The following is a 24,471-nucleotide window of genomic DNA, read 5'->3' as shown; positions in this document are numbered from 1 at the left end:
CCGCATCCTCCGTTCCGATCGCGCGTTGATCCCGTGACCCTGCGATGTGCATGCCGGGAATGTGGGAGCGTAGCGTCATGCGGACTGCCCTGATCCTGCCCCTTGCCGCGGCGATCGCCCTGGCCGGTTGCGGCGACGACGATGGCGGCGGATCGACGGGTCCGGCACCGACACCCACGCCGTCGCCGACCGCCACCGCATCGCCGACCCCGCCGGTCACCGCCGTCGACCAGCGCGTCGTCGCGAGCTTCGACAATCCCTGGGCGATGGTATTCCTGCCCGACGGCCGCCTGCTCGTTACCGAAAAGCCGGGCCGGTTGCAGCTGGTGACGCAGGCGGGCGTGAAGACGCCGGTCGCGAACGTGCCGCGCGTCACCTATTCGGGGCAATTGGGATTGCAGGACGTCGTGCTCGATCCCGGTTTCGCGACCAATGCGCGCATCTGGATCAGCTATGCCGAGCCGGCGACCGGCGGACAGCAGCTCGCGGTCGCCCGCGCGACGCTGAATACGAGCGCGACGCCGCGGCTCGACGACGTAACGGTCATCTGGCGCGCGACGCCGGCGACGACCGGCGGTCAGCTCGGCGCACGGCTCGCCTTCGCGCCCGACGGACGGACGCTGTTCGTCAGCAGCGGCGAGCGGCAGCAGGGGACGCCCGCGCAGGACCTGTCGGGAACGCTGGGCAAGATCGTCCGCATCAATCTCGACGGCAGCGCCGCGGCGGGTAATCCCTTCGCCATCACCGCCAATGCCAGACCGGAGATCTGGTCGCTCGGCCACCGCAATCCCTATGGCCTCGTCTTCGCCAGCGATGGCCGGCTGTTCGCCTCGGAGATGGGACCGGCGGGGGGCGACGAATTCAACCTGATCGAGGCGGGCCGCAACTATGGCTGGCCGCGCGTGTCGGAGGGCGACAATTACGACGGATCGCGCATCCCGCGCCACGCCACCAACACCGCCTTCACCGCACCGCTGGTCAGCTGGACGCCGGTGATCGCGCCGGGCGGCATGATCCAGTATCGCGGCACCGCCTTTGCGGGCTGGACCGGCGACTTCCTGCTCGCCGGCCTGACGCAGCAGGGCATCGTCCGCGTCCGCGTGACCGGCAACGGCGCCAGCGAGGTCGCACGCATCGGCCTCGGCAATCGCATCCGCGAGGTGGAGGAGGGCCCGAACGGTTCGCTCTGGGCGCTACGCGACGGCGATGGCGGCGCCTTGGTAGCACTGACGCCGCGATAGCCACGTTAGGGCGGCATAGAGATCAACACGGTCCTCTATTGCTATATTCCAGCGTTGCGAGCCCGGCAGGGACAGAAATCGGCGCTGACCTCACCCTAATTCCGACCGATCCACGACGGCAAAAGGCGTATTTTCACCCAACGAAAACCGCCTGCTTCTTTCGGAAGCATGTGACGGCGTAGCCGGCACTCCTGACTTTTGTTTTGGCTTTATCGGCTGTGTGTTTCGGTACGTTTGTTCTTTTTTCGCCGTCAGGCGGGAGTGCGTTGGCTGGTTAAGCCAACTCTTTTGAGTTCGGATTATGTGAATCCATGAGCGGTTGCGGATCATCATGATACTCGCGCTCACGATCATCTATGGCAGCCCCGAGCTTAGCAAGGATCTTGGCGAGTGGGCCATTCGCGATCACAGCACGGGCAAGGTCGCGGCATCCAAGGCCTGCCAGCATCGTCCGGGTGTCCTCGACCCGGTCTGCCTCGCGCTGCATCATGTCGTCGGGTACCGGCGCCGGGCGCATCCAGCGCGGCAGATAGCGTAGAAGGCCGGCGGGGAGGTACGCACGATAGACGTTCGACGTCTGCTCGTAGCGCGGCCCGGGGCCCTGCGCCTCGACACGCTTAAACCGGCGTTGCCGGACGATAAAGCCGATCGCATCCAGGACATGCAGCGCGCGCGCGATGGTTGCACGCCCCAGGCTCGTCGCCTCGGCGAGATAGTCGTAGGTCGGGTAGACGCGCCCGGCATTCAGCCGGGCGAGCGTCAGGATCTCCTCCAGAACGCGGACCGCGCCGCTCGTCAGGGCGGCCAGCTGCTTTTCCAAACCTGTCAGGGATCGTTTCTCGACCCGCGCGTCGCGCCGCAACCGTCTGCCGGCGTCGAGCGCGCGACGAGCGGCACGCAGGATGATGTCGGTTTCCCCCTTGGCCGGGGTCGCGAAGAAGACCTCCTCGAACGTTCCCGCCTCGACACTGTCGCGCAGCACGGGCGCGCCGGTGCGATGCGTCGCTCCGGATCGTGCCTTTCGTCCTGGGCGCAAAGCTCCCAGCGCCTGGAGCGAGGCCGCCCCAACCGTTATCGCCGCCATCATTCGTCCCCGATTTTAGGGTCACCGAACGGGCAAAGACTATCCGTGGCGCGAAACGCGCATTCTTGCGGAAGCTGCCGAAAACGACTATCTGACGGACCGTTGTGGGCGATCGCGCACGCTTGCAGGCGTGTGCCAGAGTACAGCTAACTGAATGCCCGGCTTTCGAGCCGGGTTTTCTTTATCCGATCATGACCGTCCCCGTTTGCACCTCCATCACCCCCGGCCTGCGACCGCGGGCGGAAATGAATGGCCGTGCCGGCGTCGACCCGGTCGGGGGAGCGACATCGATCCGAATTCTTTCCGCGCCATAGGGCGAGCCCGAACCACCATCGATCGCTTCCGTCCGCAGCTGCGGGCGAGGGCGCACCGGTTCCCGATTCGGGCAGGCCACGATTGCCGACCGTTAGAATTCCCTCAAGCGATGTGAATCGTGTGTTCACCGGGAAAACCCGACACAGATTCGTGTGATCACACGGAAAACCTCCGGCGTGCTCGCTCGTCGGTCGAGATCGCGGTGCGATCTGCCTGATGCCGACCTATAGACGGACGCCTGTCACCCGGTTGGTAGTGGTACAACACGCAAAAGGATGTTTCTCGTGCTTTCACACGGAAAACCCTAGGTCACTGAGGACTGGGGAGTATCGTCTGTTCCGGTGCATCCTGCCGCGCCCTGAGCGAGACGACGGTCTTGATCCGCGGACGCCCCCCGCGCGGTGAGGGGATCTTCTCTTCAGCCAGCGTGACGACATATTCGGGCAGCGAATCCTGCTCGGCGACATCCCTCAGCTGCTTCTTGAAATATTCGAGTCCGCGCTTGTCCGAAGCGCAGCCGACGCGTTCGGCCAACACGTTGAGATCGACCTCGAAACCGCCGCTGTCACCACAGTTGAACTTGGCGAGCTCGTACAGCCGGCGTTCGATCGGTGCGAGCTTGAAGAAGTCGAGATGATAGGCGGCGATGCGACGATCGGTCAGGATGGCACGGTGCAGCCAGTCGCACACCATCACCTCGATCCGCTTGACCCGGCGTTCGCCGTTGGGAAGCTTCACATATTTGATGTCGGCCTTCAGCAGCCACGAAAAGGCGCTGTCCGATCCCTCGCCACCCGTTTCGATGTTGGTGATGATCTGCGTGCCCTGCAGCCGGTTCAGCGACGCCTTCAAAGAACTATAGGAGCGCGCCGACGCATTGGTGCCGGTGACGCGGAACAGATCGTTGGCGGTAAAGCTCCAGACGCGATCGACGACATCGCCCGCCTCCATGCGATCCGCCATCAGGCTGGCGATATAGAGCAGGATCTCCTTGTCGTAGATCGTCGCCACGCCGGTCTTGCTGGGATTGATCTCGATACGGGCATCGCCGCTCTCGAAGACCATCGGCGTCATCTGCGCCTTCTTCGACAGCGAGAAGAAGGGAAATTCGGCAACCGTGCGCTCGCCCTGGACATCCCCGTACAAGGGGCTGTCCAACGGAAAGAGGTCGTCTTGTTTGATCGAGATTCTGGACATGCCCATCTTGCATCCGAGCGGAGCACCAGATTGTGAAGAACGATGCGGGGTTGTCCAGCCATTGCGCGTTCGCGATGGGGTTATCCGTGTGAAAGCACGAGAATTAACACGGACCCTGGCGCTGTTGCCCGAACATGGCGAGTCCTGGTGCTTTTGGGTCGCTGCTCCTCACATTGTACCTGCTTTGACGCGGAAAACGGGCTCGGATTTGCATCGGTCGCCAAGCGGCTTCCGATAATTCGTGCTTTGACACGGAAAACTGTTGGAGGCTGTGGAGCACCAAAAGCACGGCCGCCGCGCTAGTCACCTGAATCTGAAGTTCGGCTCATTGTTTTTTGGCAGAAGCGTTTGACTGATGCGAGGATGTCGTCGGCGGCTTGGGCAAAGCGACGCCGCCACTTGCCCACCGTATGCTCGTGAACCCCGAGGCGCTCGGCAACCTCCTTGCTCTGCAGCCCATCCGCGCACAGCAATACCATCCGGCAGCGGTCCGATAACGAGCGCGGCGCCTTGTGACGCCGCACCTGCGATTCCAGGAACGCGCGATCAGCCGCACTCAATATCAGCACGTCCGCCTGACGACCAACCATGCACGCCTCCCGCCATAGCTAAGACGCATAATAGAATCATCTCGAGGATCGGCGTCAAATCCGTCACCGCAGCGTGGCCCGCATCGATCGTGTCGAGCCTGTTGACGATCTCTTTGTGCGTCGCCTCGATGCGCTGGCTGCTCGCGGCCAGCGCATCGAGCTGCTCCTGCACGAGCGTCAACGCGTCCAGAACGCCGGCGAGGGCAGCACTTACCTGGTCCGTGCTCATCGTTCTGGCCCACTCCTGTCCGGCGAACGCGCGTGGTCGCGAGTTGAGCGATCGCGATCCATTATCTCGCGAAGGACCTCCTCCGGCTTGCTTAACGAAGGTACTGTGGCCTGCCGTTCGGCCTTGTCCATAAGCGAGCGAAGGCGCTCGGATACCCTCGAAGGGCGGCGTTCATGCGGTGTGTCTTCGGTCCGGTCGGGACTCTCCTGGAGAAATCGTTTGGCCTCGAGCTTGCCCCGCATGACGCGAGAACGTTCCAATGCTGCGGCGATCGGATCGGGCCCGGGATCCGCAACAGCGGGGCGCGTTCGAGCATCGACAATCGCGCCGCGCGTGCGGGACGGTGAAGCAGCACGCATTGCCCGAGCGGAGTTGGGCTCGGGCGGCGGCAATGCTGCGACGAAACGTTCGAGGCTCTGTGCGACCACCTGATCGGCAAGGGAGGGCGAAGCCGATAGCTCCGCGACGGATCGCATATAGGTCGCACGAACTGTTGCCTGCCGACTTGCAAGAGCGGCCTCGACCGGGTCGGGAATACCCTGGTCGCGAAGGCGCCGGGCACGTTCGGCGCGGCTCGCATCAATCCGCGGAACCTGCCCTTTGTCGCGCATCTTGCGTACCGCGATGTGCTCATGCGCGGGGTCGATCCCGCGCGCTCTGGTCGGCGTGGCGTTGGCCTCAATGCCTCGCTCGCGGAGCTTCTCGGCGAAGCGCTGCCGCCATCGAAATAGATCATCCCGGTCCGGATGGAAGCGGCGCCCGTCGAGATCACGACGCGCGATCGTGATGTGAACGTGGGGATGATCGCGATCGACATGAAGACCGGCAACCCACGACCGGTTCGCAAACTCCTCGCGTGCGAAGTCCAGGGCCGCCGCTTTCAAACGCTCCGGATCGGTCCCCGTCGGCATCGAGAGGATCATCGAAATGGACGTCGCACCCTTGCGTCTCGCGTCCCCGTCCATCTCGAAGTCATGCCAATCCTTAGCGAGAATCTGCATGTCGCGTCCGTCATGCAGCACGACGCCCTCGCTGGTTTCAAGCCCGAGTTCCTCGTCGGAACCGTGACCCAGGCGGCTGATGTAGGCGAAGTTGGCCATGACGTGTCCGCCGCCATGCTGGCGCCCCGTGATCCGCACCATGACCTCGGGGACGCGACGCGATGTGCGATCCGTAGCCATGATCGCCCGGCCGCTCATACGGGCCTGCGATCCGCCCCCGAAAGCATGTTTCGCCTGCGCACTGGGACGCGACGTGGTCGGCGAGGATGCGGCCTTCGGAAACATCGACGCGACGGCAAGGCCGAGCATCGTGCCCCCGATTTTCGGGCCCTTCGCGTTGCCACCTCCAGTCCCAAGGCGATATTTCTTGGGCGGTGCGAAGACGCCCGCCATCGAGTCCATCGTTCCGGAAGAGAAGCGGAAGCTCACGCTGCTGAACCTCGGTAGGTTTCGGTCCAGTACCCGACCTCTGCCCCGATCGCGGCCGAGAGCGCGAGCCGGGTCGTAAACAGCAGCGTCTTCAGTTCCTCACATTTCTCGATGAAGGGATCGGCGATGCGGTCGATGTCGAGCGAGCTTTCGGGCTGGTTCGCTGCGTTCATCGCATGAACCGCCTGGTTGATGTTCCGGCCGATCAGAAGCACCTGCTTGCGCAATTTGATGATCTCAGCCTGGGTGGCCGGAGCCAGCCTCAGCACGCCCGCCTTGTCCCAGAGCTGCCAGCGAAGCGTGCGTTTGACCCACTCGTTTCGCGTCATCCTCATTGGCGCAGACACGGTGTCGATACCTTCGATCTCGCTCCTCCCGAGCCGCACGGTCACCCGGATGTTGTCGTCAGGATTCCCCCTCCCCTGAACAGGCATCACCGGAATGTCATCGTTCTCTGGAGCCAGCACGGCATTGGCCAAGGCGGTCGCCATCCAGCGACTTCGGGTCTGCCCATTCGCCGCAGCAACGCGATCGATCTCGGCGACCAACTCGTCCTTCAACCGCAGGCCTACATTCATCTCACAAGCCCCGTGCAGCGGCGCCCCACAAGCCAATGTTAAACATTGGTGCCGTGAGGCATATCCTGCCATCCCTAGTAATTGCCTATCCTCATGAAACAACGACCCCTTTGGAGCTAAATCACTCCAAACGCGGAGGTGATAAATGATTGACTGTGTGCTTGCCACAAGTAGCCTTCGGTCTTGTGGTCCCGGCGCAATGCATTTGCACGATCAGTCATACCGCCCTGCCATCTCCTGCACTGCCTGCACCGTGGTAGTCGCTCTCTATTGGAACCGGATTCGAGGAATGGCCCGATCAAGAAACGTCGTCGATCTCGCAACAATCGAGGCTCGGCGGGAAGCTCTAAAAGCGGAACTCGCTCATCTGGACGAACAGGCAAAGGCGGCGGAGCAGACGGCTCGGGACGCTGCGCGGCCTCACACCATACGAGTTCATCTGCAAAGCCTGGGCCGACGATCCCCAGCGCTTCACCGTCAACCCGCACCACCAATCAACGGGACCAAACACCTACGGCAGCAGCCAAACCGGCAGCAGCTCACGTAAGCATTTGCAGGTGCGGGTGAGCACGATCCCTTAGCCGTAAAGCCGCTCGTCCCACCACACCAGTTCGGGCAGATCCCAAGTGATCGGTGCCGCGTCCGGGTGGCGCGGGTTGATCAGGATGTTGCGCTCCAGCCGCGCCGGGATCGACGGCACCAGCAGCAGCGCGCTGCGTTCCTCCTCGTGCCATGCGGCGCCGAACGCCTTGCAGATGCCTTCGTCCTTGCCGTCCCAGCCGGGGTGCGCGGCCGTGCGGAATATCTCGTAGCTGGTGCCGTTGGGAATGGTGATGCGGATGTAATGCTGGTTGGGCGGCAGCACGCTGTTGGCGTGGTCCAGTTTCTCCAGCATCGCGGTCGAATAATGTTCGGACGTGTAGATCACCGGGCTCGCCGGCGTGTTCCAGCGGCCGGGATAGAGGCGTGCGCCCTCGCTGTCGTAGATCGGGTGTGCGCCCTCGGGATCGGCGATGCGGAAACAGGTGAGAACGCGGTCGGTCTTGCGACCGGTCGCGCGCGCCGTCATGCGCCCCCGCCGTAGGCCGCCCGTCCCAACAGATTGATGACGAGGTCCGCACCCGGCCCCGTCGCCAGCGCCACGTCGAGCGGCGGCTTGCCGTCGAGCATCGGGTGCGGGCGGCCGAGGAATTCGCGCGCCTTTTCGGGCGCTCGATAGATATCGAGCGCGAAGTTGAACACCTTGGCGAGCCGCGCCAGCCGGTCGCCTTCCTCGCTGGTCAGCCGCTGCGAGGTCGACTTGCGCCGGCGCTCCAGCGTCGCCTTGGGGATCAGCCGGAACTTGAAGCGCGGATCATCGGGGGCGACGCTGTCGGCCAGCCGGTCGAGCGCCGCCACCGGCAACCCGCCCTCGATCGAATAGGCCAGCGCCAGCCGCGATGCCAGCTGCCCCGCGGCGACACCCAGCAGCGTCTCGATCGATGCCATGTGCGTCGCCATGACGTACCTCCGTCCCAGATGAACCTGAAATAAGCCTCATCTGGTACTTCGCACGCTCGCTCACGCCTCATCCCGCGATATCGGCTTGCCCTTGGCGGCGATCTGCACCGGCTTGCCGATCACCGGACGGTCCGCGGGCCAGCGTCGCGCGATACAGCGGCCCTTGGCGATGCGCGCGATGGTGACCGCATCGCCCTGATTGCCGCCGAGGACGTGATAGGCCGCGGCATCCTCGCCGACATAGAAACCGACATGGCCGCCGCCCGGCCGCTCGAACACCAGCACCGCGCCCGGCGCGAGCCGCTCGGGGCGCAGCGCCAGCCCCCAGTCCGCCCAGGACATCGCCCGCACCGCGATCGGCGCGGCCGCGATCCCGTCCTCCGCCAGACAGGACGCGACGAACACGCCGCACCACGGCACGCTGTCGGCATTGTAGATCATGCCGAGCACGCGGGTGCCGAGCCGCTTCGCCCAGCCGAGGATGGTGGCGTTGTTCGCCGTCCCCGCCGCCTCGCGCGTGCCCAGTCGCCCGCGGGCGGCGCGCAGCCATGCAGGATCCTTCGCCACGTCACGTCTCCCGTCCGGCACCCTGTGGCCCGGCACCCTTTGGCCCGGCACCCTGTGGCGCAGCGCCGACCCGCCCGCAATCCGGTCGAGCGGTCCGGCCGCCCGACGACGGCCGGTCAGGTGCGATAAAGCGCGATGCCGAGCGCGAGCATCCCCGCCATCGCCACGCCGAGAAAGACGATCATGACCAGGATGATCCGGCGCACGATGGGACGATTTTCCATAGCGGCGTCCCTAACCGCCGACCCGCGTCATGGCCACGCCCGCGTCAGGACGAAGCCTACGCATCCGCTCGGGCCGGCGACGCACACCGCTGTCCACTAATAGCCGCCCTGGAACGCGAAGGCGAAGCGCGACGATGCGTCGCGCGCCGACCGGCCGGCGTCACGCGCGGGCGTCACCGCGACGAGCGTCAGCTTGCCATCGGCGACATCGACCGGGACGCCGAGGATCAGGTCCATCGGCTTCGACCACGCGCCGCCATATATCGTCGCGCGCAGCACGACGCGGCCCGCCCAGACGCAGGTGGTGCGCACCGGGCAGCGGCTGTCCTCGATCACCCGCTCGGGCATCACCCGCGGCCCGCCGACATAGGCCATCTGGCCGATCCTCACCGGTCCCTCGATCGCCTGCGGTGCGCTGCATCCGGCGAGGCAGAGTGCCGCAACGATCCACGCACGACGCCTGCGCATTACGTACCGAGCGGATCGAACATGTCGTCCGGATCGACATCGTGGGTGGTCCGCTCGTGCACGTCCGCCTCGGTCTCGGGTCCCAGCGGCGCGCTGTCGGGGCTTTCGACGGGTTCGGGATTGTCCGGGTCGGCCATATGCGCTCCTGTCATTGCTCGTGCGGGTCCTTGACGAACCCCTCCAGATCTTCCGCCTCGAGATCCTCCTGCGGCGTGCCCTCGTCGGCGTCATCGTCGTCGGCGTCGCTCGGATGTGTGGGGTCGGGCATGTCGCGTCCTCTCGCTGGAACGCCCTCAACGGCTCTCCCGGCAGATCGGCACCCGATCCGCCCGCACACGCGTTCACCGCCATGGAATTGCAGACCGCGAAATCCACAGGAGTGCTTCATGTCCGACGATCCCGGCACCAGCCCCGACACCGATCTGCCCGCCACGCCGGCCGACGCCGTCACCCATCCCGAACAGCCCCCAATGGACGACGACACCCCCGACGCCGAGGTCGAGGACGAGGCGGCCAAGCTGGGGGATTTCGCGTAACGGGCGGCCATGTTGTGGCAAGCGGCGCGCGATCCGCTATAGGGGACAGATGAAGCGTCTTATCCTCGGCATGGCATGCCTCGCCCTGTCCGCATCCGCCTCGGCACAGACGGCGACGACGCGATCGAGCGTTCGGGAGGCCTATGGCGCCCGTTTGACCGGAAAGGCCGTCGAGGATGCCGCAGAGACGAACCGGCGGCTCGGCACCCGGATCGATAATCGGGTGAACGGCCGGCTGTCGACGCGGATCGAGCGCTATCGCGTTCCCAATGTCGATGCGACGCAGGCGCTGGTGGCGCCGACCGACGACGGGTCGAGAAGCGCCCCACGGACGATCGAGCCGGTTCCGCAGGCCGAAGACGATCAGCGTTAATCCGCCGTTTTCCCCCGCATCATGACGATCCGATACCGCACCCGGGCTGTGCTGATGTTGCCGATGCTGGCATTGGCCTGCAACGACGCGCCGCGATCGTCCGATCCGTCCGTCGCCAGGGGCAATACCGAAGCCGCCCGCGATGTCGCCCGCATCGACGCGGACGTCCGGCTGGATGTCGCATTGAAGCGCATCGCCGTTCTGGAACGCGAAGTCGCCGAATTGAAAGCCGATCCCGCCACGGTGGAAACCGACCTGCTTCGCCAGCAGCTGTCCACGACGCAAAACGCCCTGGCGGATGCGAGCCGTGAAAGCAGGGGCGACGACGACGCGCTTGTATCCTCGCCGGATGGCGCCGGTCAGCGTGCAGCGGCAAAGGGGGAGGGCGGTGCCATCGCGCCATCGCCCGCTTCCCGTACGAACAAGGCCCCGACGCCCCGACCGAAACCGCAGGCCACCACGCGTTCGGGCACCGATCCGGATATGCGATAGCACGAACGGCGTACGGGGACGGATCATTCGTCCGGTTCAGCCTGTGTGAACGCTACTGTCCTATACCCGCGCCATGGCCAGGCGTCCGAACAGCAAGCGTGTGCGCCGCCCGATCGATCGTCCCCGCGGCGAGCGGTCGGCGCGGGAGAGTGTGTGGCAGCGGATCAGGCGCTGGTGGCGGGTGATCCGCACCGGGTTCTGACCGGAAACCGCCGTCGACGTGTATACACATCAACATCTAGACCTGCATACAGGATGATCGCTGGCGACGCCGTGCGATTTCCGCCGGGCTTCCGGGCGGCGCTGATGTAAGACGCATCTCCCGTCCCCTGTCCCGGTATGCCCGCCGCATGACTTCCAGCCCCGTGCGACCCGCATCGCCCGCCCGCGCATGGCGGCGCTTCACCGCGCAGCCCCTCGTCGCACAACCCTTGCCGTGGCTGTTGCTGCTCGCGGCATTGCTGCGGACGATCGCGGCGTTCCAGCCGGGCTTTCATCATCCGGACGCGATCTACCAATATCTCGAGCCCGCGCACCGGATCCTGACCGGCGACGGTGCGGTGACGTGGGAATGGCGCGTCGGCATGCGCAGCTGGCTGCTGCCGATGCTGCTGGTGCCGCCGATGGCGCTGGGCGAGGCGCTGGGGCCGGCGGGGCCGTGGCCGGTCGCCCTGCCACGGCTGGCGATGGGCGCCGCGTCGCTGTCGATCGTCTGGTCGGCGTGGCGGCTAGGCTGTCGCCGGTCGCCCTATGCCGGGCTGCTCGCCGGCTTCGTCGCGGCGAGCTGGTTCGAATGCGTCTATTTCGGGGTGCAGACGCTCGCCGAGCCGGCTGCGACCGCCGCCTTCCTGCCCGCCGCGGTGCTGGTCACCGCCGCCCGGCCGACCCGGCGCGGCGCGGCGATCGCGGGGGCGCTGCTGACGTTCGCGGTGCTGATGCGCCCGCATTACGCACCGGCCGCCGCCACGCTCGTCCTCGCCGGCTGGTGGCCGTGGCGCGCGGAACGGGTGGCATGGCGCAACTGGGGCGCATTGATCGGCGGAGCGCTGGTGATGGCCGCCATCGGCGCCGGTATCGACATCGCGAACGGCGCGCGCCCCTTCGCCTGGATCGTCGAGAACGTCCGCCAGAACATCGTCAGCGGCGTCGCGGCGCGATATGGCGTCTCGCCGCCACTCACCTATCTCACCTGGCTGCTGCAGATCTGGATCGTCTGGGCGATCCCGCTCGTCATCGGCCTGCGCTTCGGCTGGCGCGCCTGCCCGCCGCTGCTCGCGGCCGCGGCGGTGACGATCGCCGTGCACATGCTGATCGGGCACAAGGAATATCGCTTCATCTATCTGGCGGTGGTGACGATCGTCATCCTGTCGGCGATCGGCTGGAGCGACATCGTCGATTCCGCCGTCGCCCGCTGGGGAGAGGGGACCCGGCCGCGCCTGCGCCTGGCGGTCGTCGCGGCGTGGGGCATCGCCTCGCTGCTACTCGCGTTCGGTCCGCTTGCGCAGGCGCATCGCCGGCAGGGCGGGCCGGGATCGCGCGTCTTCGCCCTGCTCCGCGACGATCCCCGGACCTGCGGCGTCGCGCTCGTCTACGGCACCAGCTACGCCGATATCCCGGGCACCGCCGCGCTGCGGCCGGGCATTCCGATAGGGCTGTTCTGGTTCGCCGATCCCGCCGCACCGGGCGCCACCCCGTGGCAGAGCGTGACGCGCCATCAGGCGGGCTTCAACCGCATCGTCAGCTCGGTCCCCCGAACCGGCTCGCCCCCGCCGGGCTATCGCACGATCCGCTGCGAACCGGCGAGCGACGTCATCGGCATGTGCCTCTACGCCCGCCCCGGGGGCTGCACCGCGACGCAGGGTTCGCCGTTCCGGCTCAACCGCGTCCTCGCCCGGATGGGATTCTAAAGGCCGCACCCATCCGGAAAACACGATTACCGCGCCGTTTACGATTTATAAGTCGCTGCCGTCCTACGTCGTGGCGATCAGGATCGGCCAGAGGACGCCCCGGGGAACAGATGGTGAGCGGCTCGACGCTGAAGGCGATCCGTCTGGTCGCACTGCTCCTGCTCTCCTGCGCGATCGCGGGCGCCAGCTTCAGCGGCTACATGCAGAAATGGGGATTCCGCGACGACGCCTGGCTGTCGTTGCAAGGACATTTCGATGGGACCGCCGAACGACCCTTCGCCTATCGCCGCCTGTTCGTCGATATCGCCGATGCGGTCGCGCCGTTGCCATCCGCTTCCAAACCGTCGACGACGCAGCCCCCCGCAACCGACCCGTATTATGCCGACCGCTTCCGGATCGTCTACGCCCTGACCTTCGCAAGCCTGCTGCTGCTGCTCGGATCGGGCTATCACCTGTTGCGGGGCAGCGGCTTTTCCGCCCTCGTCGCCTACGCCGCCAGCGCCGCGATCGTGCTGCTGTTCCCGATGATCCAGGCGCAGGGCGGCTATTGGTACGATTTCGCCGAAACCGCCTTCTTCTGCCTGTTCCTCGTCGCCGCGCGGCGGGGATCGTGGCCGGCGATGCTGCTGATCGCCGCGATCGGCGCCTGGAACAAGGAAAGCGTCCTCTTCTTCACGCTGACCGCATGGCCGCTGCTCCGGGAGGAGCGGTCGCGCCGGTTCGCGACGCTGTCCATCGGTGCGGCCGCAACCGTCGCGGGGATCGTCTATGCATGGCAGCGGGTCCGCTTCGCCGGGCGGGGCGGGGGCGCGACCGAATTCCACCTCTGGGACCAGTGGCGCTTCTTCACGCGGCCGGTCGACTGGTTGCTGCCCGACTGGACCTATGGACTGCCGCTGCCGCATGCGCTGGGCATCGTCAGCCTCGGCGCGATCGCCGGCCTCGTCTACACCGGCTGGGCGCCGCTCCCCGCCGTCTGGCGCGCGCACGCCCGGATCGCCGCGGCGGTCAACCTGCCGCTGTTCCTGCTGTTCTGCGCCGCGGGCGAGGCGCGCAATCTCAGCATGCTGTTCCCGACGCTGCTGCTGCTGATCGCCATCGCGATCCGGCAGGCGGAGGGGCAGGGGCAGGGGATGCGACCGGATGACGCAGCCGGTCCGGCAAAGGCGTATCCCGTGAGGACGGGTGCATGATCCACAGCGATATCCTGCGCGCGCACCGCGTCCCGTTATGCGTCGATCTCGACCATACGCTGGTCCGCTGCGACCTGCTGCACGAAGCCATGCTTCAGGTCGCCAAGGCCGCACCGCTGCGGCTGTTCGCGATGGCGGCGACGCTGACGCGCGGCCGGCTGGCGCTGAAGGACTATGTCGCCCGCCATGCGACGTTCGACGCGGCGGCACTGCCCTATCGCGCCGACCTCGTCGACCATATCGCCCGCGAACGCGCCGCGGGGCGGCCGGTCCATCTCGTCACCGCCTCGCCGCGGCCGTGGGCGGAGGCAGTCGCGCAGCACCTCGGCCTGTTCGATGCCGTCCACGCCTCCGGTCCCGTCAACCTCAAGGGCGCGGACAAGGCCGCACTGCTCGCCGGCCTCCACCCGGACGGTTACGACTACGTCGGCGATGCCCGCGTCGATCGGACCGTCTGGCGGCAGGCGCGCCACGCCCTGCGCGCGGGACGCGGCACGCGCATCGCGCTCGACGACGACCGCGTCTCGGCCGGGGATTTCCCCGATACCGGCCGCTTCGCCGCCAGCCTGTCGCGCGCGATGCGGCCGCATCAATGGCTCAAGAACCTGCTGGTCTTCGCCCCGCTCGTCGCCGCGCACCGCGTGACCGAACCCGGCGCGCTGCTCGCGACGATCCTGGCGATGGTCGGCTTCTCGCTGCTGGCCTCGGCGACCTATCTGCTCAACGACATGCTCGATATCGCGGCCGATCGCGCCCATCCGCGCAAGTGTCGGCGGCCGTTCGCGGCGGGCGACCTGTCGGTGACGCAGGGGCTGGCGGCGTTCGCGCTGCTGCTTGCCGGCGCGGCGATCACCACGATGGCGCTGCCGGCCGGATTCGCCGTCGCGCTGGGCGGCTATACGCTGCTGACGGTGACCTATTCCTTCTACTGGAAGCGCGTCGCGCTGGCCGACCTGTTCGTGCTCGCGACGCTCTATTCGATGCGGATCATCGCCGGCGGGGTCGCGACCGGCATCCCGCTGTCGCCGTGGATGCTCGGCTTTTCGATGTTCGTCTTCCTCGCACTCGCCGCGATCAAGCGCTGCGCCGAACTGGGCGATCGCCGCATCGCCGGCGATGGTCCGATCGCCGGTCGTGGCTATCGCCGCGACGATCTGCCGGTGATCCGCACGCTCGCCTCGTCGTCCAGCTTCGCCGCGGTCATCATCTTCGCGCTCTACGTGACGCAAGCCGACGTCCGGGGGCTGTATTCGAACCCCGCCCTGCTCTGGTTGATAGTGCCGCTGCTGCTCTACTGGCTGGGGCGGATGCTGCTGCTGACGCATCGCGGGGCGATGCACGACGATCCGGTGATCTTCACGATGCGCGATCCCAACAGCCTGATCCTCTTCGCCGCCTGCGCCATCGTGATGCTGGCGGCGAGCCACACGACGATGCCACCCGGCCTGATCCTGACGCCCTGAACCTGACACCCTGAACCGTATTGCTGTCCCGGGCGGCTCAGCGCAGGGACGATCGCACGACCTTGCGACGGCGAAGGGCGTTCAACGGTTCGTCTATCCAGTGACCGGCAGCCCAGGCCACACAGACGCACCCGGCCAGAGCCAGCGCGAGCGTGACGAGTCCCAGTGCCGGGCCCTCCTGTTTCAGGCTGTAGAACAGCTCGAAGCCGGCCAGCAGCGGCATGTGCAGCGCGTATAGCGGGTAGGATATCGTGCCCAGCTTCGCAGCGATCCGGTCGCAGCCATAAGCGTTGCGCCCCAGTCCCAGCACCACCGGAAATACGATCACCAGACAGGCGATGTCCTGATACCGAAATCCCGATAGATGCGGCATTGCCAGCGCGAGGGCGACCGCGCCCGCCACGAACCAGAATGGGTAGCGCCCCGTCCTCGCCGCCCACGCGCCTTCGTATCGAAACAGCAGCACGCCGGCGAAATAGCCGAATGTCACCCGCGGCAACCCGCGCAGGACGTTGTCCAGGCCCCAGCCGAAATCGATCGTGCCGAAACGCTGGCAGGTGAAAACGAGGATACCCAGGCTGGTCAGGACTATGCCCATCAGCACCATGTCGGTCAGCACCGGTCCGAACAGCGCGTGGATATGGTTGGCGATGATCTCGAACAGGATCGACCATTGCGGCCCGTTGAAGGGATATTGTGTCTGGGTCACCAGGAACGGGACCAGCAGGAACTGCGATATCAGCGCCTTTGACAGGCTGAACGGCACCACCGGCCCGAAATAGCCATCCGCACCGGTGCTCGGAAACATATACCAGCCAAGGCAGCCGCCGATGAACAGCATCGGATAGAGGCGCTGGATGCGCAGCCAGGTGAAACCGGTGGCCGCAACCCCGGATCGCAATGTCGCATCATACGACCGGCCCATGACGAAGCCGCTCAGCAGAAAAAAGAAATCCACCGCCAGATAGGCATTGGGACAATCGAGCGGCGCGACCTTCGCATGATGCATCACCACCGCGATCGCCGCGATGCCACGCAATCCGTCGAGGCTGGTCATCCTTCGCGACGGCGTACCGATGCTGCATCCGACACCGCATTCGGCACCGCCGGATACAGGCATACCGATGCTCGCTGGACCGCCTGTCATCTAGCGAAAATAGACTGTAATTTCTAACATTTGGCTACGCGGTCGATCGCACCCGCGCCCAGGTCCCGGGACGGATCGCGCGCTACGGCGCGAACCACCGCTGCTGCCGGCGGACATCCAGCCCGCACAGGCCGGTCAGCCGGTGCCGGCCGGCATAGGTCCGGACGCGGTGCAGGTAATCGGGGGCATCCGGGTAGGACAGCCGCCAGTCGGGCGGGTTGAACGACGAATAGCCGTTGATCGTCGGCCGGCCGTAATAGCTCGCCAGCAGCATCGCATCGACATTGTGGCGATAGAACATCGCGCCGCGATCGCCGCCGTCGCCGCCCCAGGCGAGGTCGATCGCCCGCGCCTCGGCCAGCAGCGGATAGTCCGCCGGCCGCGCCGCCACGACGAAGAACGCGGTGCAGGCGCGGGGCGGGGGGCCGACATCGGCGAGCATCCGCATCTGCGCGTCGCGATCGAGCGCCAGCGGCGCGGCGAGCTGCACCTGCTCGACGAACAGCCCGGCGAGGATCAGCGCGGTCACCCACCCGCGCCGCGGGGCACGATCGAGGAAGACGACGACGATGACGACGATGCCCACCGATGCGAACAGCAGCAAGCGCTGCACCACCCGTATCGCGGACGCACCCGGCACCCAGGAATAGACGTACCACCACGCCGAATGATCGCCCGGCCAGCGCAGCGCGAGCGCGACGATGACCGCGATGGCGATCCCGACCGGCAGCACGATGCCGCTCCGCAGGCGCTCCCGCCCCGCCCACAGCATCGCGAACAGCGTCACCGCCATCATGCCGATCGGGAAACCGAAGCGCGTCTCGCCGCCCGGGAACGGCATGTCGTTGCCCAGCCAGGCCGGCAGGGAACCCCAGACCAGATTGCCCGATCCGACGTTGAACAGCGTCATGATGCCCGGCAGATAGAGGTGGGGGCCGTCCTCCCACGCATGCCGCGCACCGGCGCCGACCTTGGGCAGATAGAGCAGCAGCACCGGGATCAGCGCGACGACGCCGGCCAGCGCGCAGATCAGCAGCGATCGCCAGTGCCGCACGATCCCCGCGAACAGCGCGCGCCGGGCATCCGCCGTCATCAGCAGCAGCGCGACGGGCGCATAGACGACGAGGAACAGCGAGAAGAACCACAGTCCGTAAAAGGCATTGAAGGCCGTCGCACCGTACAGCAATGCAAAGCCGCATCCGCAGGCGACCAGCGCGCGCGGGCGATTCTCGCGCAAGGCGGCGACGGCCCGCAGCGCGAGGAAGCCGAGCCACGGCAGCAGCCCGACGCTGAGCAATTGCCCATGGTACATGTGGAGCAGCGAGACGTTGGCGGTCGCGAACAGCGCCGCGCCGGCGAGCGCGAGGGGCAGGCGGATGGCGATCCCGCGGCGCAGCAGCACGTACATCCCGGCGAACCCCAGCGCCTTCATCGCGACATGCGACGCAAAGGCGGCAAGGAATGGATCGGCCCCCAGGATCCGCGCGATCGTGAAGGGGATGCCCGGCAGGATATAGGTGTCGTTATAGCCGAGCGTCGCCGGATAGGGGTGGAAATACCCCATGACATCCCACGCCGCCCCCTCGACGAATACGCGATACCAGTGGTTGAGGATCGCGACCTCGATCACGCCGTCGTAGCTGTCGCCGTACAGGACGTGCAGGCCGGTCGCCAGCGCATCGCGAAAGAACCACGCGAGGCACAGCAGCATCGTCGCCGTCACCAGCGCGCGCCGCATCAGGGGCGACGCCTCTGCATCGCGGCCCGGCCGGACGCTCATCGGACCAGCCGGCAGGACAGGCCGATCGCCGCCAGCGCGACGAGCGACCCGGCGACCAGATCCACCAGATAATGTCCGCCGACGATCAGCGCCGATGCCATCATAAGCGCATTCAGTACCAGCCCCGCTACCCGTAGCCGTGGAACACCCCACCAGCCCCATGCCAGCATCACCGCGCCCGCGGCATGGAAGCTGGGGAAGGTGATGATCCCCGAAATCGCATCGACGCCCAGCGTGGTCAGGCTCCCGTCCCGCGCGCCGGTCAGGATGTCCATGAATTTTAATGCGTAGGGCGGTGTGCCATAGGCCGGGACCAGTGCCGATACGCCGATCGCGACGGCGACGGCGATGATCCACGCCAGCACGAACCGCCACAGGCGTCGCTGGTCGTCGATCCCCACCAGCAGCAGGATCACCGCGAACGGCTGGACGATGATGCTGTTGTAGATCCAGTTGGTCGCGGCGAACGGCAGCGGCCAGCGATCGAAACCGGTCACGAACGACCGCCGGTCGAACCCGAAGAACAGCGCGGCATCGGCTGCCGCCAGCGCCCGGTCCGCGATCGGCCATGCCGCGGTCGCGGCGACGACGGCGCAGAGCGGGCTGACCAGCGAGATCGCCAGCATCAGGCATGTCGCCTCCAGCGCCGCGGCGGGTCCGGACCAGCGATAGCCGCGCAGCACCCAGGCCAGCAGCACGAACCCGCCGAGCTTCAGCCCCGCGCCATCCAGCAGCTCCCCCGACCAGGCGAAGCGCCCCGCGACGACGCTCACGCCGATCGCCGCGATGCCGGCGACCAGCAGCAGGTACACCCCGAACGCCCGCGGCTCGACGGCCAGGGCCGATCGCCTGGGTCGGAACGGCATACGGACGAGGGCCAGTCTCATCGCCCCGGCATGCAGAAACATAGCTAAATTTGCGTTTACGGGCGGCGTCGGCGTTGGCAACACGCCGATACCCATACAATCCTACATGTCGACGTATCTACGTGTATGACTGTTGGGATGTGCGACACGTCGACCGGCGACTTCGCCATCGACGCCGTAGCGGATGCCGGCACCGGCGGCATCACCTCACAAAAAGCGCTCGCCGGCGTGGTCCTTGAACAGCTCGGCATTGCGGACGTAATCCGACAGCACCTGCACCGATTTATGGCGGCTGACTTCCTGCAGCTTGAAGATGGTCGCCCCCTGCGCGGCGCCCTCGGTCAGGAAGCCCGCCCGCAGCGAATGTCCGGCGAACTCGGCCGGGTCGTACCCCGCCGCGCCGGCATGATGCTGTACCAGCCGCGCGATCGCCCGGTCCGACATCGCTGCGGGCGTCAGCAGATCGGTCCGCGTCAGTCGGCGGAACAACGGCCCTTCGGCATGTCCGGCCGCTGCCATCCACGCCAGAAGCAGCGCCTTGGGGCGGATCCGCGATCCTTCGGGAATGGCGATGACCGCGCCTTGTCGCACCTGATCGGTCTTCGATCGCGCGATCGTCAGCCTCAGTCCCTCGGGCACGATGCCGACATGGCCGACCTCGAGCGCGACGATCTCCGACCGGCGCAGCGCGGCGGCCATGCCGATCGCCAGGATGGCCCGATCCCGTATCGCGCGCAGGCCGTCCCCCTCGATCGCCGCCAGCATGTTGCGAAGCGCCGCGGCATCGGCGGGCCGCTTCTGTCGCCTGGCGCCGCCATGCTCCGCCCGAATGCCGGCGAGCACCTCGGCCAACCGCCCGGCACTCGGCATCGCCGTCGGTGCCGGATGGCCATTGCTGCGATGATGATGCCCGATCGCCGCGATCCGCCGGTTGATCGTCGAGGGGTTGAGCCCGGCGGTCGCCTGATCGCTCGCGAACACCGCGACGACTTCGGGTGTCGCCGGCAGCGCCCCCAGCCCATGCGCGGCACACCACGCCGTAAAAATAGCCCAGTCAGAACCATACGCCCGCCGCGTAGCCCCCGACCGCGCCAATTTGGCGTAGGCGGCGGCTCTCTCGGTCTTGTCGTTGAGGATTGCGGGAAGCGTTGGCTGCGCGGAGACGGTCGGCAGTGACGTTACACCGGTGGTGTCGTCAGACTGGATCGTGAGCGCAGGAGAAGATGGATCAACGGCCATGACGGATGTGTGCCATGCCCGTTTTCATAGAACCAGCGCTATGTCCGAGAATCATTGTTATCGGACACGGGGGGTTTCGTCGCAGTCAGTGAATTGATGATCGTCCGTGCGGCGGCATCACCGCCGAGCACGTCCAGGACCTGATGGTTGCCACCGTCGAGCACCGCTACGGACCCGTGAATTGCCTCCCCAAACCTATTGAGTAGCTGACCGACAACGGCAGTTGCTACAACGCCCGCAACATCCGCATCTTCGCCCGTGACATCGGCCTGCTGCCGCAGACAACTCCGGTCAGCAGCCCGCAGTCGAACGGCATGGCCGAGGCGTTCGTCCAAACCCTTAAGCGGGCCTATGTCCGCGTGAACCCTAGGCCGGACGCTCAGACAGCCATTGAGCAACTTCCAGGATGGCTGGCGCACTACAACGAGTTGTATCCGCATCGCGCCCTGGGTTATCATCTGCCCCGCGAGTACATCGCACAAACTCGCGAGGTCCCGTGAGGCCTTTAGGGGGCCAACAACACTGGCGACCGCTTCTGCGCCATCACTGGTTCCACCGCGGTTAGTACAAGGACGAAGCTCACGATCAGAACACGCATCGCCAGTTTGTTAATCCACCGGCACCAGCTCGACCCGGTCGATCTGGCCGGATAAACCGGTCACAGTGTCCGACGATCGTGCCATCAGCACCAGCATTTGTATTGGGCATCCCGTCGGAACATTGAAGTTTCCTAAAAAGCGGCCCTTGGTAACTTTGGAATTCGGGATTTCGATCCGCCCGAGTTCGCGTCCATCCTTACAGCGCAACGTCCAGTAGGGGCTAGCTTCTGGAGCTTGCTCAATCCCGGTGCTGTGGCCAATCAGGCGATAGCTTCCGGCGGGCAATAGCTGGAGTTGCTGGAGCAGCGCTCCGCCGATACTCGCTGGTGCAGCAAAGTCGAACACCCCGCCCCGAATACCGGTCGTCACGCCGCCGTCGTTGATCGGAGTCCAGTCGAGTTGAGAGGGATGCTGATTTGTTATTGCGAACTTGGGATCACGCGATCGGCGGTGATCGGCACCAGGCCGTGTTACAGCATAAAGGGACCAAGCAGCGCTCAGCTGTCCGGCTGCAATCAGCGTGTTCACCGCACCCGCCGCAGCCGCCTCGGGAATAGCAACATCACTGCGGCCCAGATCAACAAATAGCGCCGCCATGACTTTAGGATCGGGGCTGTTCCAAGCCGCGAAGCTGATGAAACCGTCACTCCAAAGCGGCTTTCGAGCAAGCGTCTTAACCAGAGAGTTGCGAATTTCAGGATTGCCACTCGCTGATGCGAGCACCGGGAAGAGAAGGTCACCCATTTTCGGGAAGACCCGCAACGTGATGTCATACTGATGTAGGGCGGCAGGTACGTCCCCACGTTGCACCGCATCCTCGATCATAAACAGCTGGGTCCACAGGTCACGCCGCGACAGCGTCTGGGCATAAGCGAAATACCGCCGCGCCGCGGCCGTATCCCCACGGGCATCGGCATTCATGCCAAGCGTCACAGCCGCCGCCACCGCGACCGGATCCTGCCAAAGCGCTCGCTTGGCCAAGTCGTCGGCCAGCGCACGGCCCTGCGGCGCTACCTCCTCCCTCGCAGCCAATGATGACGCATAGGCCGCCGTGATTCGACCGTCATAAGGTACGAGACGATAGGCTAACACCGGATCGGCCTCAACCACCACCTGCGCGATCGAGAAGGTCACACCACAATAGCCAAGACCCGCCACCAGCACTACCAGCGCGAGGCGCCCTAGCCATTCCGCTCGTGAGCGACACGATAGATCACGACTAAGGGACATCGAAGCTGCTACTTACGCCTTTTTAGTGTACTGACGACCATAACCGTAGCCATATTCGTAGCCGTAGCCATAGTCCGCCTTACGCACCTCAAACTTGGTAAGCACGCCGCCAAAGATGCGCGCGTTCGCTGCGGCAAGACGGCCAAGAGCGGTCTTGACCAGACTAGAGCGGATGCCGTGCGATTCTACCACATAGACAACTCCCTCGACTCGGCTCGCGATCAAAGGTGCGTCGGCGAGACCCATTACCGGCGGGCTGTCGATCACGATATGATCATAGCGTTCAAACAAACGGTCGATCAGAATATCGAGGCGATTGCCAGTCAGCAGCTCGGCAGCGTTCGGCGGGATTGGCCCGGCCGACATAGCGATGAACCCCAGATCGCTCATCGGGAATGTCAGCGCATCGATATTGTCGTCACCGACCAAGAAATTGCTCAGCCCCTTGTCGTGGTTGACCCCGCCTAGATGATGGATGGACGGCGAGCGCATGTCACCATCGATCAGAATTACGCTCTTACCAGCACGAGCCAGCATTGTGCCCAGCGCCAGTGCGGTCGTCGACTTACCTTCGGATGGTCGCGTCGAGGTGACCGAGAACGACCGCGGCACACCGTGTTGGGTTGTAAAACCGAGGTTGGTGCTGATCGCGAGATATGCATCAACCAAGTCCGATTTGCGGTCGAGCAGTTCGTCGCGCGGCGTGATCCCATCGATGACCTTCGGCACCGAACCGAGAAGCGAGAGACCAAGGCGGCGCTCGACCTCTGCTGGATCGGCAATCGCCTCATCCATCTGTTCGAGTATGAAGGCGGCGACCGCCCCGAGGCCAAGACCGACAAGAAACGAGACAAGCAGATTAAGCATCAGACGCGGACTCGACGGGCGGACGGGTGTATCCGCCATATCGACAACCGATATGTTGTTCACACCGATACCGCCCGCAATGCCGATCTCCTTATACCGTTGCAACAGGCCATCATACAGCGCGCGATTGGTATCGACCTCTTGCTGGAAAATATTATATTGAATACTACGTCGGCGGTTATCGAGATAACTCGCCTTAAGTTCGTTGACGCGTGTCTGCAGCGCTCGCTCGCGCTGCTGCGCCTCACGATAGTCGGCCTGGATCGATCCCGAAACCCGGCTTTCTTCGCGCGAGATAGAACGGTCGAGCTGATCGATCTGCGACTGTATCGCTTTAGCTGCGGGATATTGCGGCTCAAATTGCACCATCAGCCGCTGATATTCGGCGGCCACCTCCGCCCGACGCTGGCGCAGAGTATTGATCGCCTGATTCCGCAGTGCTTCGGTCGAAACGCCCGAGGCACCGGCAGCTTGGAAGCGAGCTTCTGCCTGGATCCGTTCGGTCGTCGCCTGCGCCAGCGCTGCATTCAGCGCCGCGAGATCGTCGGCGACAATCGACCGCTCGACCGTTGTCGTACCGGTCGATCCACCACCCTGTGCCGGCAGGTTAATAATCTGTTGCTGCGAGGCATAGGCGACGAGCTGGCGCTGACTTTGGTCAAGCCGGTCCTTCTGCTGCGCTAGCTGACGCTGCAGGAGATTGCGGCCATAGGAAGTTGCCTGGAGCTTGCGCTCCAAGTTGGTGGTGATGAAATTGTCGGCCCAAGCGTTGGCGACGCGCGTGGAAAAGCTCGGCTCCGCGCTGGTGAAAGCGATTTCTACCAGCCGCGAGAAACGCATCGGGTTAACCACAATGCCGCGTAACAAGATCTCACCTGCAACTCGTTGCCGTTCGGTACGTTCAGAAGCCGGGTATCGCCCGTCGACGACTCGAAACGCCGGCTGCTTTCCCTTGTACTTGAACAGTTTAAAGAATTTTGGATCGTCAACTAGTTGCAACCGGGTCGCAACCCGTTCAGACAGGGCGCGAGATTTCAGCAGGCCATATTGGGTCTGATAGAACTCCTGATCCAGTGCGCTTGATTCTCGTTCGACGCCCTGAAAATCGGCAACCTTGCTTGCTTCACGCGCGATCTCGACCGTCGCCGTCGCCGTATATTGCGGCGTCATCAGCAGCGTCGAGATAAGACCGAGCAACAAGCAAACGCCCGCGACACCGAGGATGAGGTATTTCCGGCGCATAGCGATCCGCAAATACTGCCGGATGATCGATGGGCGGTCGGGCGTGCTCGCAGCCGCAGACGCTCCCAGCGTTGCGCCGCCTGTCAGATTGGGCGAAATCAGATTCATGTGCGG

The 24,471-nt window shown here is 65.3% G+C and carries 23 protein-coding genes and 3 pseudogenes; 9 read left to right on the top strand and 17 right to left on the bottom strand.

Annotation, left to right across the window (positions count from 1 at the left end; genetic code table 11):
• The first annotated feature begins 77 nt into the window (after positions 1 to 77).
• Positions 78 to 1,241 carry a PQQ-dependent sugar dehydrogenase gene (locus NF699_00305; GenBank protein USU03371.1) on the top strand — a complete coding sequence of 388 codons (1,164 nt, stop codon included), beginning with the start codon at positions 78 to 80 and terminating at the stop codon, positions 1,239 to 1,241.
• 274 nt (positions 1,242 to 1,515) lie between these two features.
• On the opposite strand, the gene NF699_00300 is transcribed toward NF699_00305, so the two are convergent.
• The 6 genes and pseudogenes from NF699_00300 to NF699_00275 all read right to left on the bottom strand — a co-directional run bounded on the left by NF699_00300 (position 1,516) and on the right by NF699_00275 (position 6,664).
• Positions 1,516 to 2,223, bottom strand: a complete 708-nt coding sequence (locus NF699_00300; GenBank protein USU03370.1) for a helix-turn-helix domain-containing protein — start codon at positions 2,221 to 2,223, stop codon at positions 1,516 to 1,518.
• Between the two features lie 726 nt (positions 2,224 to 2,949).
• Positions 2,950 to 3,798 (bottom strand): replication initiator protein A, encoded by an 849-nt coding sequence (locus NF699_00295; protein ID USU03369.1) that lies wholly within the window; start codon positions 3,796 to 3,798, stop codon positions 2,950 to 2,952.
• A gap of 416 nt (positions 3,799 to 4,214) precedes the next feature.
• Positions 4,215 to 4,427, bottom strand: a pseudogene (locus NF699_00290) (helix-turn-helix domain-containing protein).
• Positions 4,384 to 4,656 (bottom strand): hypothetical protein, encoded by a 273-nt coding sequence (locus NF699_00285; protein USU03368.1) that lies wholly within the window; start codon positions 4,654 to 4,656, stop codon positions 4,384 to 4,386. The pseudogene NF699_00290 and the gene NF699_00285 overlap by 44 nt, the downstream one beginning before the upstream one ends.
• Entirely contained in the window at positions 4,653 to 6,086 is a 1,434-nt protein-coding gene (locus tag NF699_00280; GenBank protein ID USU03367.1) for a relaxase/mobilization nuclease domain-containing protein, read from the bottom strand. Before NF699_00280 ends, NF699_00285 begins: the two co-directional genes overlap by 4 nt.
• Entirely contained in the window at positions 6,083 to 6,664 is a 582-nt protein-coding gene (locus NF699_00275) for a hypothetical protein (protein ID USU03366.1), read from the bottom strand. The genes NF699_00280 and NF699_00275 overlap by 4 nt, the downstream gene beginning before the upstream one ends.
• A gap of 392 nt (positions 6,665 to 7,056) precedes the next feature.
• Between NF699_00275 and NF699_00270 the strand changes: the two are divergent.
• A pseudogene (locus NF699_00270) lies at positions 7,057 to 7,245 on the top strand (hypothetical protein).
• On the opposite strand, the gene NF699_00265 reads toward NF699_00270, so the two are convergent.
• The 5 genes from NF699_00265 to NF699_00245 all read right to left on the bottom strand — a co-directional run bounded on the left by NF699_00265 (position 7,242) and on the right by NF699_00245 (position 9,560).
• Positions 7,242 to 7,733 (bottom strand): RES domain-containing protein, encoded by a 492-nt coding sequence (locus NF699_00265; GenBank protein USU03365.1) that lies wholly within the window; start codon positions 7,731 to 7,733, stop codon positions 7,242 to 7,244. The pseudogene NF699_00270 and the gene NF699_00265 sit on opposite strands and share 4 nt — an antisense overlap.
• Complete coding sequence (locus NF699_00260; protein USU03364.1) at positions 7,730 to 8,164, bottom strand: DUF2384 domain-containing protein; 435 nt, start codon at positions 8,162 to 8,164, stop codon at positions 7,730 to 7,732. The genes NF699_00265 and NF699_00260 overlap by 4 nt, the downstream gene beginning before the upstream one ends.
• Positions 8,165 to 8,224: 60 nt before the next feature.
• Entirely contained in the window at positions 8,225 to 8,731 is a 507-nt protein-coding gene (locus NF699_00255; protein ID USU03363.1) for a TIGR02594 family protein, read from the bottom strand.
• Positions 8,732 to 9,051: 320 nt separating this feature from the next.
• Positions 9,052 to 9,423 carry a hypothetical protein gene (locus NF699_00250; protein ID USU03362.1) on the bottom strand — a complete coding sequence of 124 codons (372 nt, stop codon included), beginning with the start codon at positions 9,421 to 9,423 and terminating at the stop codon, positions 9,052 to 9,054.
• Positions 9,423 to 9,560 carry a hypothetical protein gene (locus NF699_00245; GenBank protein USU03361.1) on the bottom strand — a complete coding sequence of 46 codons (138 nt, stop codon included), beginning with the start codon at positions 9,558 to 9,560 and terminating at the stop codon, positions 9,423 to 9,425. Before NF699_00245 ends, NF699_00250 begins: the two co-directional genes overlap by 1 nt.
• 249 nt (positions 9,561 to 9,809) lie before the next feature.
• On the opposite strand from NF699_00245, the gene NF699_00240 reads away from it, so the two are divergent.
• From NF699_00240 to NF699_00215, 6 genes are all read left to right on the top strand, one after another.
• Positions 9,810 to 9,959: a hypothetical protein gene (locus tag NF699_00240; GenBank protein USU03360.1), complete on the top strand. Its 150-nt coding sequence runs from the start codon at positions 9,810 to 9,812 to the stop codon at positions 9,957 to 9,959.
• Positions 9,960 to 10,008: 49 nt separating this feature from the next.
• Positions 10,009 to 10,332 (top strand): hypothetical protein, encoded by a 324-nt coding sequence (locus tag NF699_00235; GenBank protein ID USU03359.1) that lies wholly within the window; start codon positions 10,009 to 10,011, stop codon positions 10,330 to 10,332.
• Positions 10,333 to 10,353: 21 nt separating this feature from the next.
• Positions 10,354 to 10,824, top strand: a complete 471-nt coding sequence (locus tag NF699_00230) for a hypothetical protein (protein ID USU03358.1) — start codon at positions 10,354 to 10,356, stop codon at positions 10,822 to 10,824.
• A 350-nt stretch (positions 10,825 to 11,174) separates the two neighbouring features.
• On the top strand, positions 11,175 to 12,731 hold the full coding sequence (locus tag NF699_00225; GenBank protein USU03357.1) for a hypothetical protein: 1,557 nt from the start codon (positions 11,175 to 11,177) through the stop codon (positions 12,729 to 12,731).
• Positions 12,732 to 12,844: 113 nt separating this feature from the next.
• Positions 12,845 to 13,924: a hypothetical protein gene (locus tag NF699_00220; protein USU03356.1), complete on the top strand. Its 1,080-nt coding sequence runs from the start codon at positions 12,845 to 12,847 to the stop codon at positions 13,922 to 13,924.
• Positions 13,921 to 15,387, top strand: coding sequence for a UbiA family prenyltransferase (locus NF699_00215; protein USU03355.1), 1,467 nt, complete (start codon positions 13,921 to 13,923; stop codon positions 15,385 to 15,387). Before NF699_00220 ends, NF699_00215 begins: the two co-directional genes overlap by 4 nt.
• A 37-nt stretch (positions 15,388 to 15,424) precedes the next feature.
• On the opposite strand, the gene NF699_00210 is transcribed toward NF699_00215, so the two are convergent.
• From NF699_00210 to NF699_00195, 4 genes are all read right to left on the bottom strand, one after another.
• The gene (locus NF699_00210; GenBank protein USU03354.1) at positions 15,425 to 16,534 is read right to left on the bottom strand and encodes an acyltransferase; all 1,110 of its coding nucleotides are present in this window, start codon (positions 16,532 to 16,534) and stop codon (positions 15,425 to 15,427) included.
• An 82-nt stretch (positions 16,535 to 16,616) separates the two neighbouring features.
• Positions 16,617 to 18,314, bottom strand: a complete 1,698-nt coding sequence (locus NF699_00205; GenBank protein ID USU03353.1) for a hypothetical protein — start codon at positions 18,312 to 18,314, stop codon at positions 16,617 to 16,619.
• Entirely contained in the window at positions 18,311 to 19,201 is an 891-nt protein-coding gene (locus NF699_00200; GenBank protein ID USU03352.1) for a phosphatase PAP2 family protein, read from the bottom strand. The genes NF699_00205 and NF699_00200 overlap by 4 nt, the downstream gene beginning before the upstream one ends.
• Positions 19,202 to 19,387: 186 nt before the next feature.
• A complete protein-coding gene (locus NF699_00195) occupies positions 19,388 to 20,419 on the bottom strand; it encodes a tyrosine-type recombinase/integrase (GenBank protein ID USU03351.1) in 1,032 nt (343 codons plus the stop codon).
• A gap of 113 nt (positions 20,420 to 20,532) precedes the next feature.
• Between NF699_00195 and NF699_00190 the strand changes: the two are divergent.
• Positions 20,533 to 20,919, top strand: a pseudogene (locus NF699_00190) (integrase core domain-containing protein).
• Between the two features lie 108 nt (positions 20,920 to 21,027).
• Here the strand turns inward: NF699_00190 and NF699_00185 are convergent.
• Complete coding sequence (locus tag NF699_00185; GenBank protein USU03350.1) at positions 21,028 to 22,152, bottom strand: hypothetical protein; 1,125 nt, start codon at positions 22,150 to 22,152, stop codon at positions 21,028 to 21,030.
• A gap of 108 nt (positions 22,153 to 22,260) precedes the next feature.
• Positions 22,261 to 24,465, bottom strand: coding sequence for a polysaccharide biosynthesis tyrosine autokinase (locus tag NF699_00180; protein ID USU03349.1), 2,205 nt, complete (start codon positions 24,463 to 24,465; stop codon positions 22,261 to 22,263).
• Between the last annotated feature and the right edge of the window lie 6 nt (positions 24,466 to 24,471).

This window comes from Sphingomonadaceae bacterium OTU29LAMAA1 (assembly GCA_024072375.1).
Lineage (GTDB): Bacteria > Pseudomonadota > Alphaproteobacteria > Sphingomonadales > Sphingomonadaceae > Sphingomonas.
Note: the sequence above shows the minus strand (reverse complement) of the source record. Positions and strands in the feature narration are given on the sequence as shown.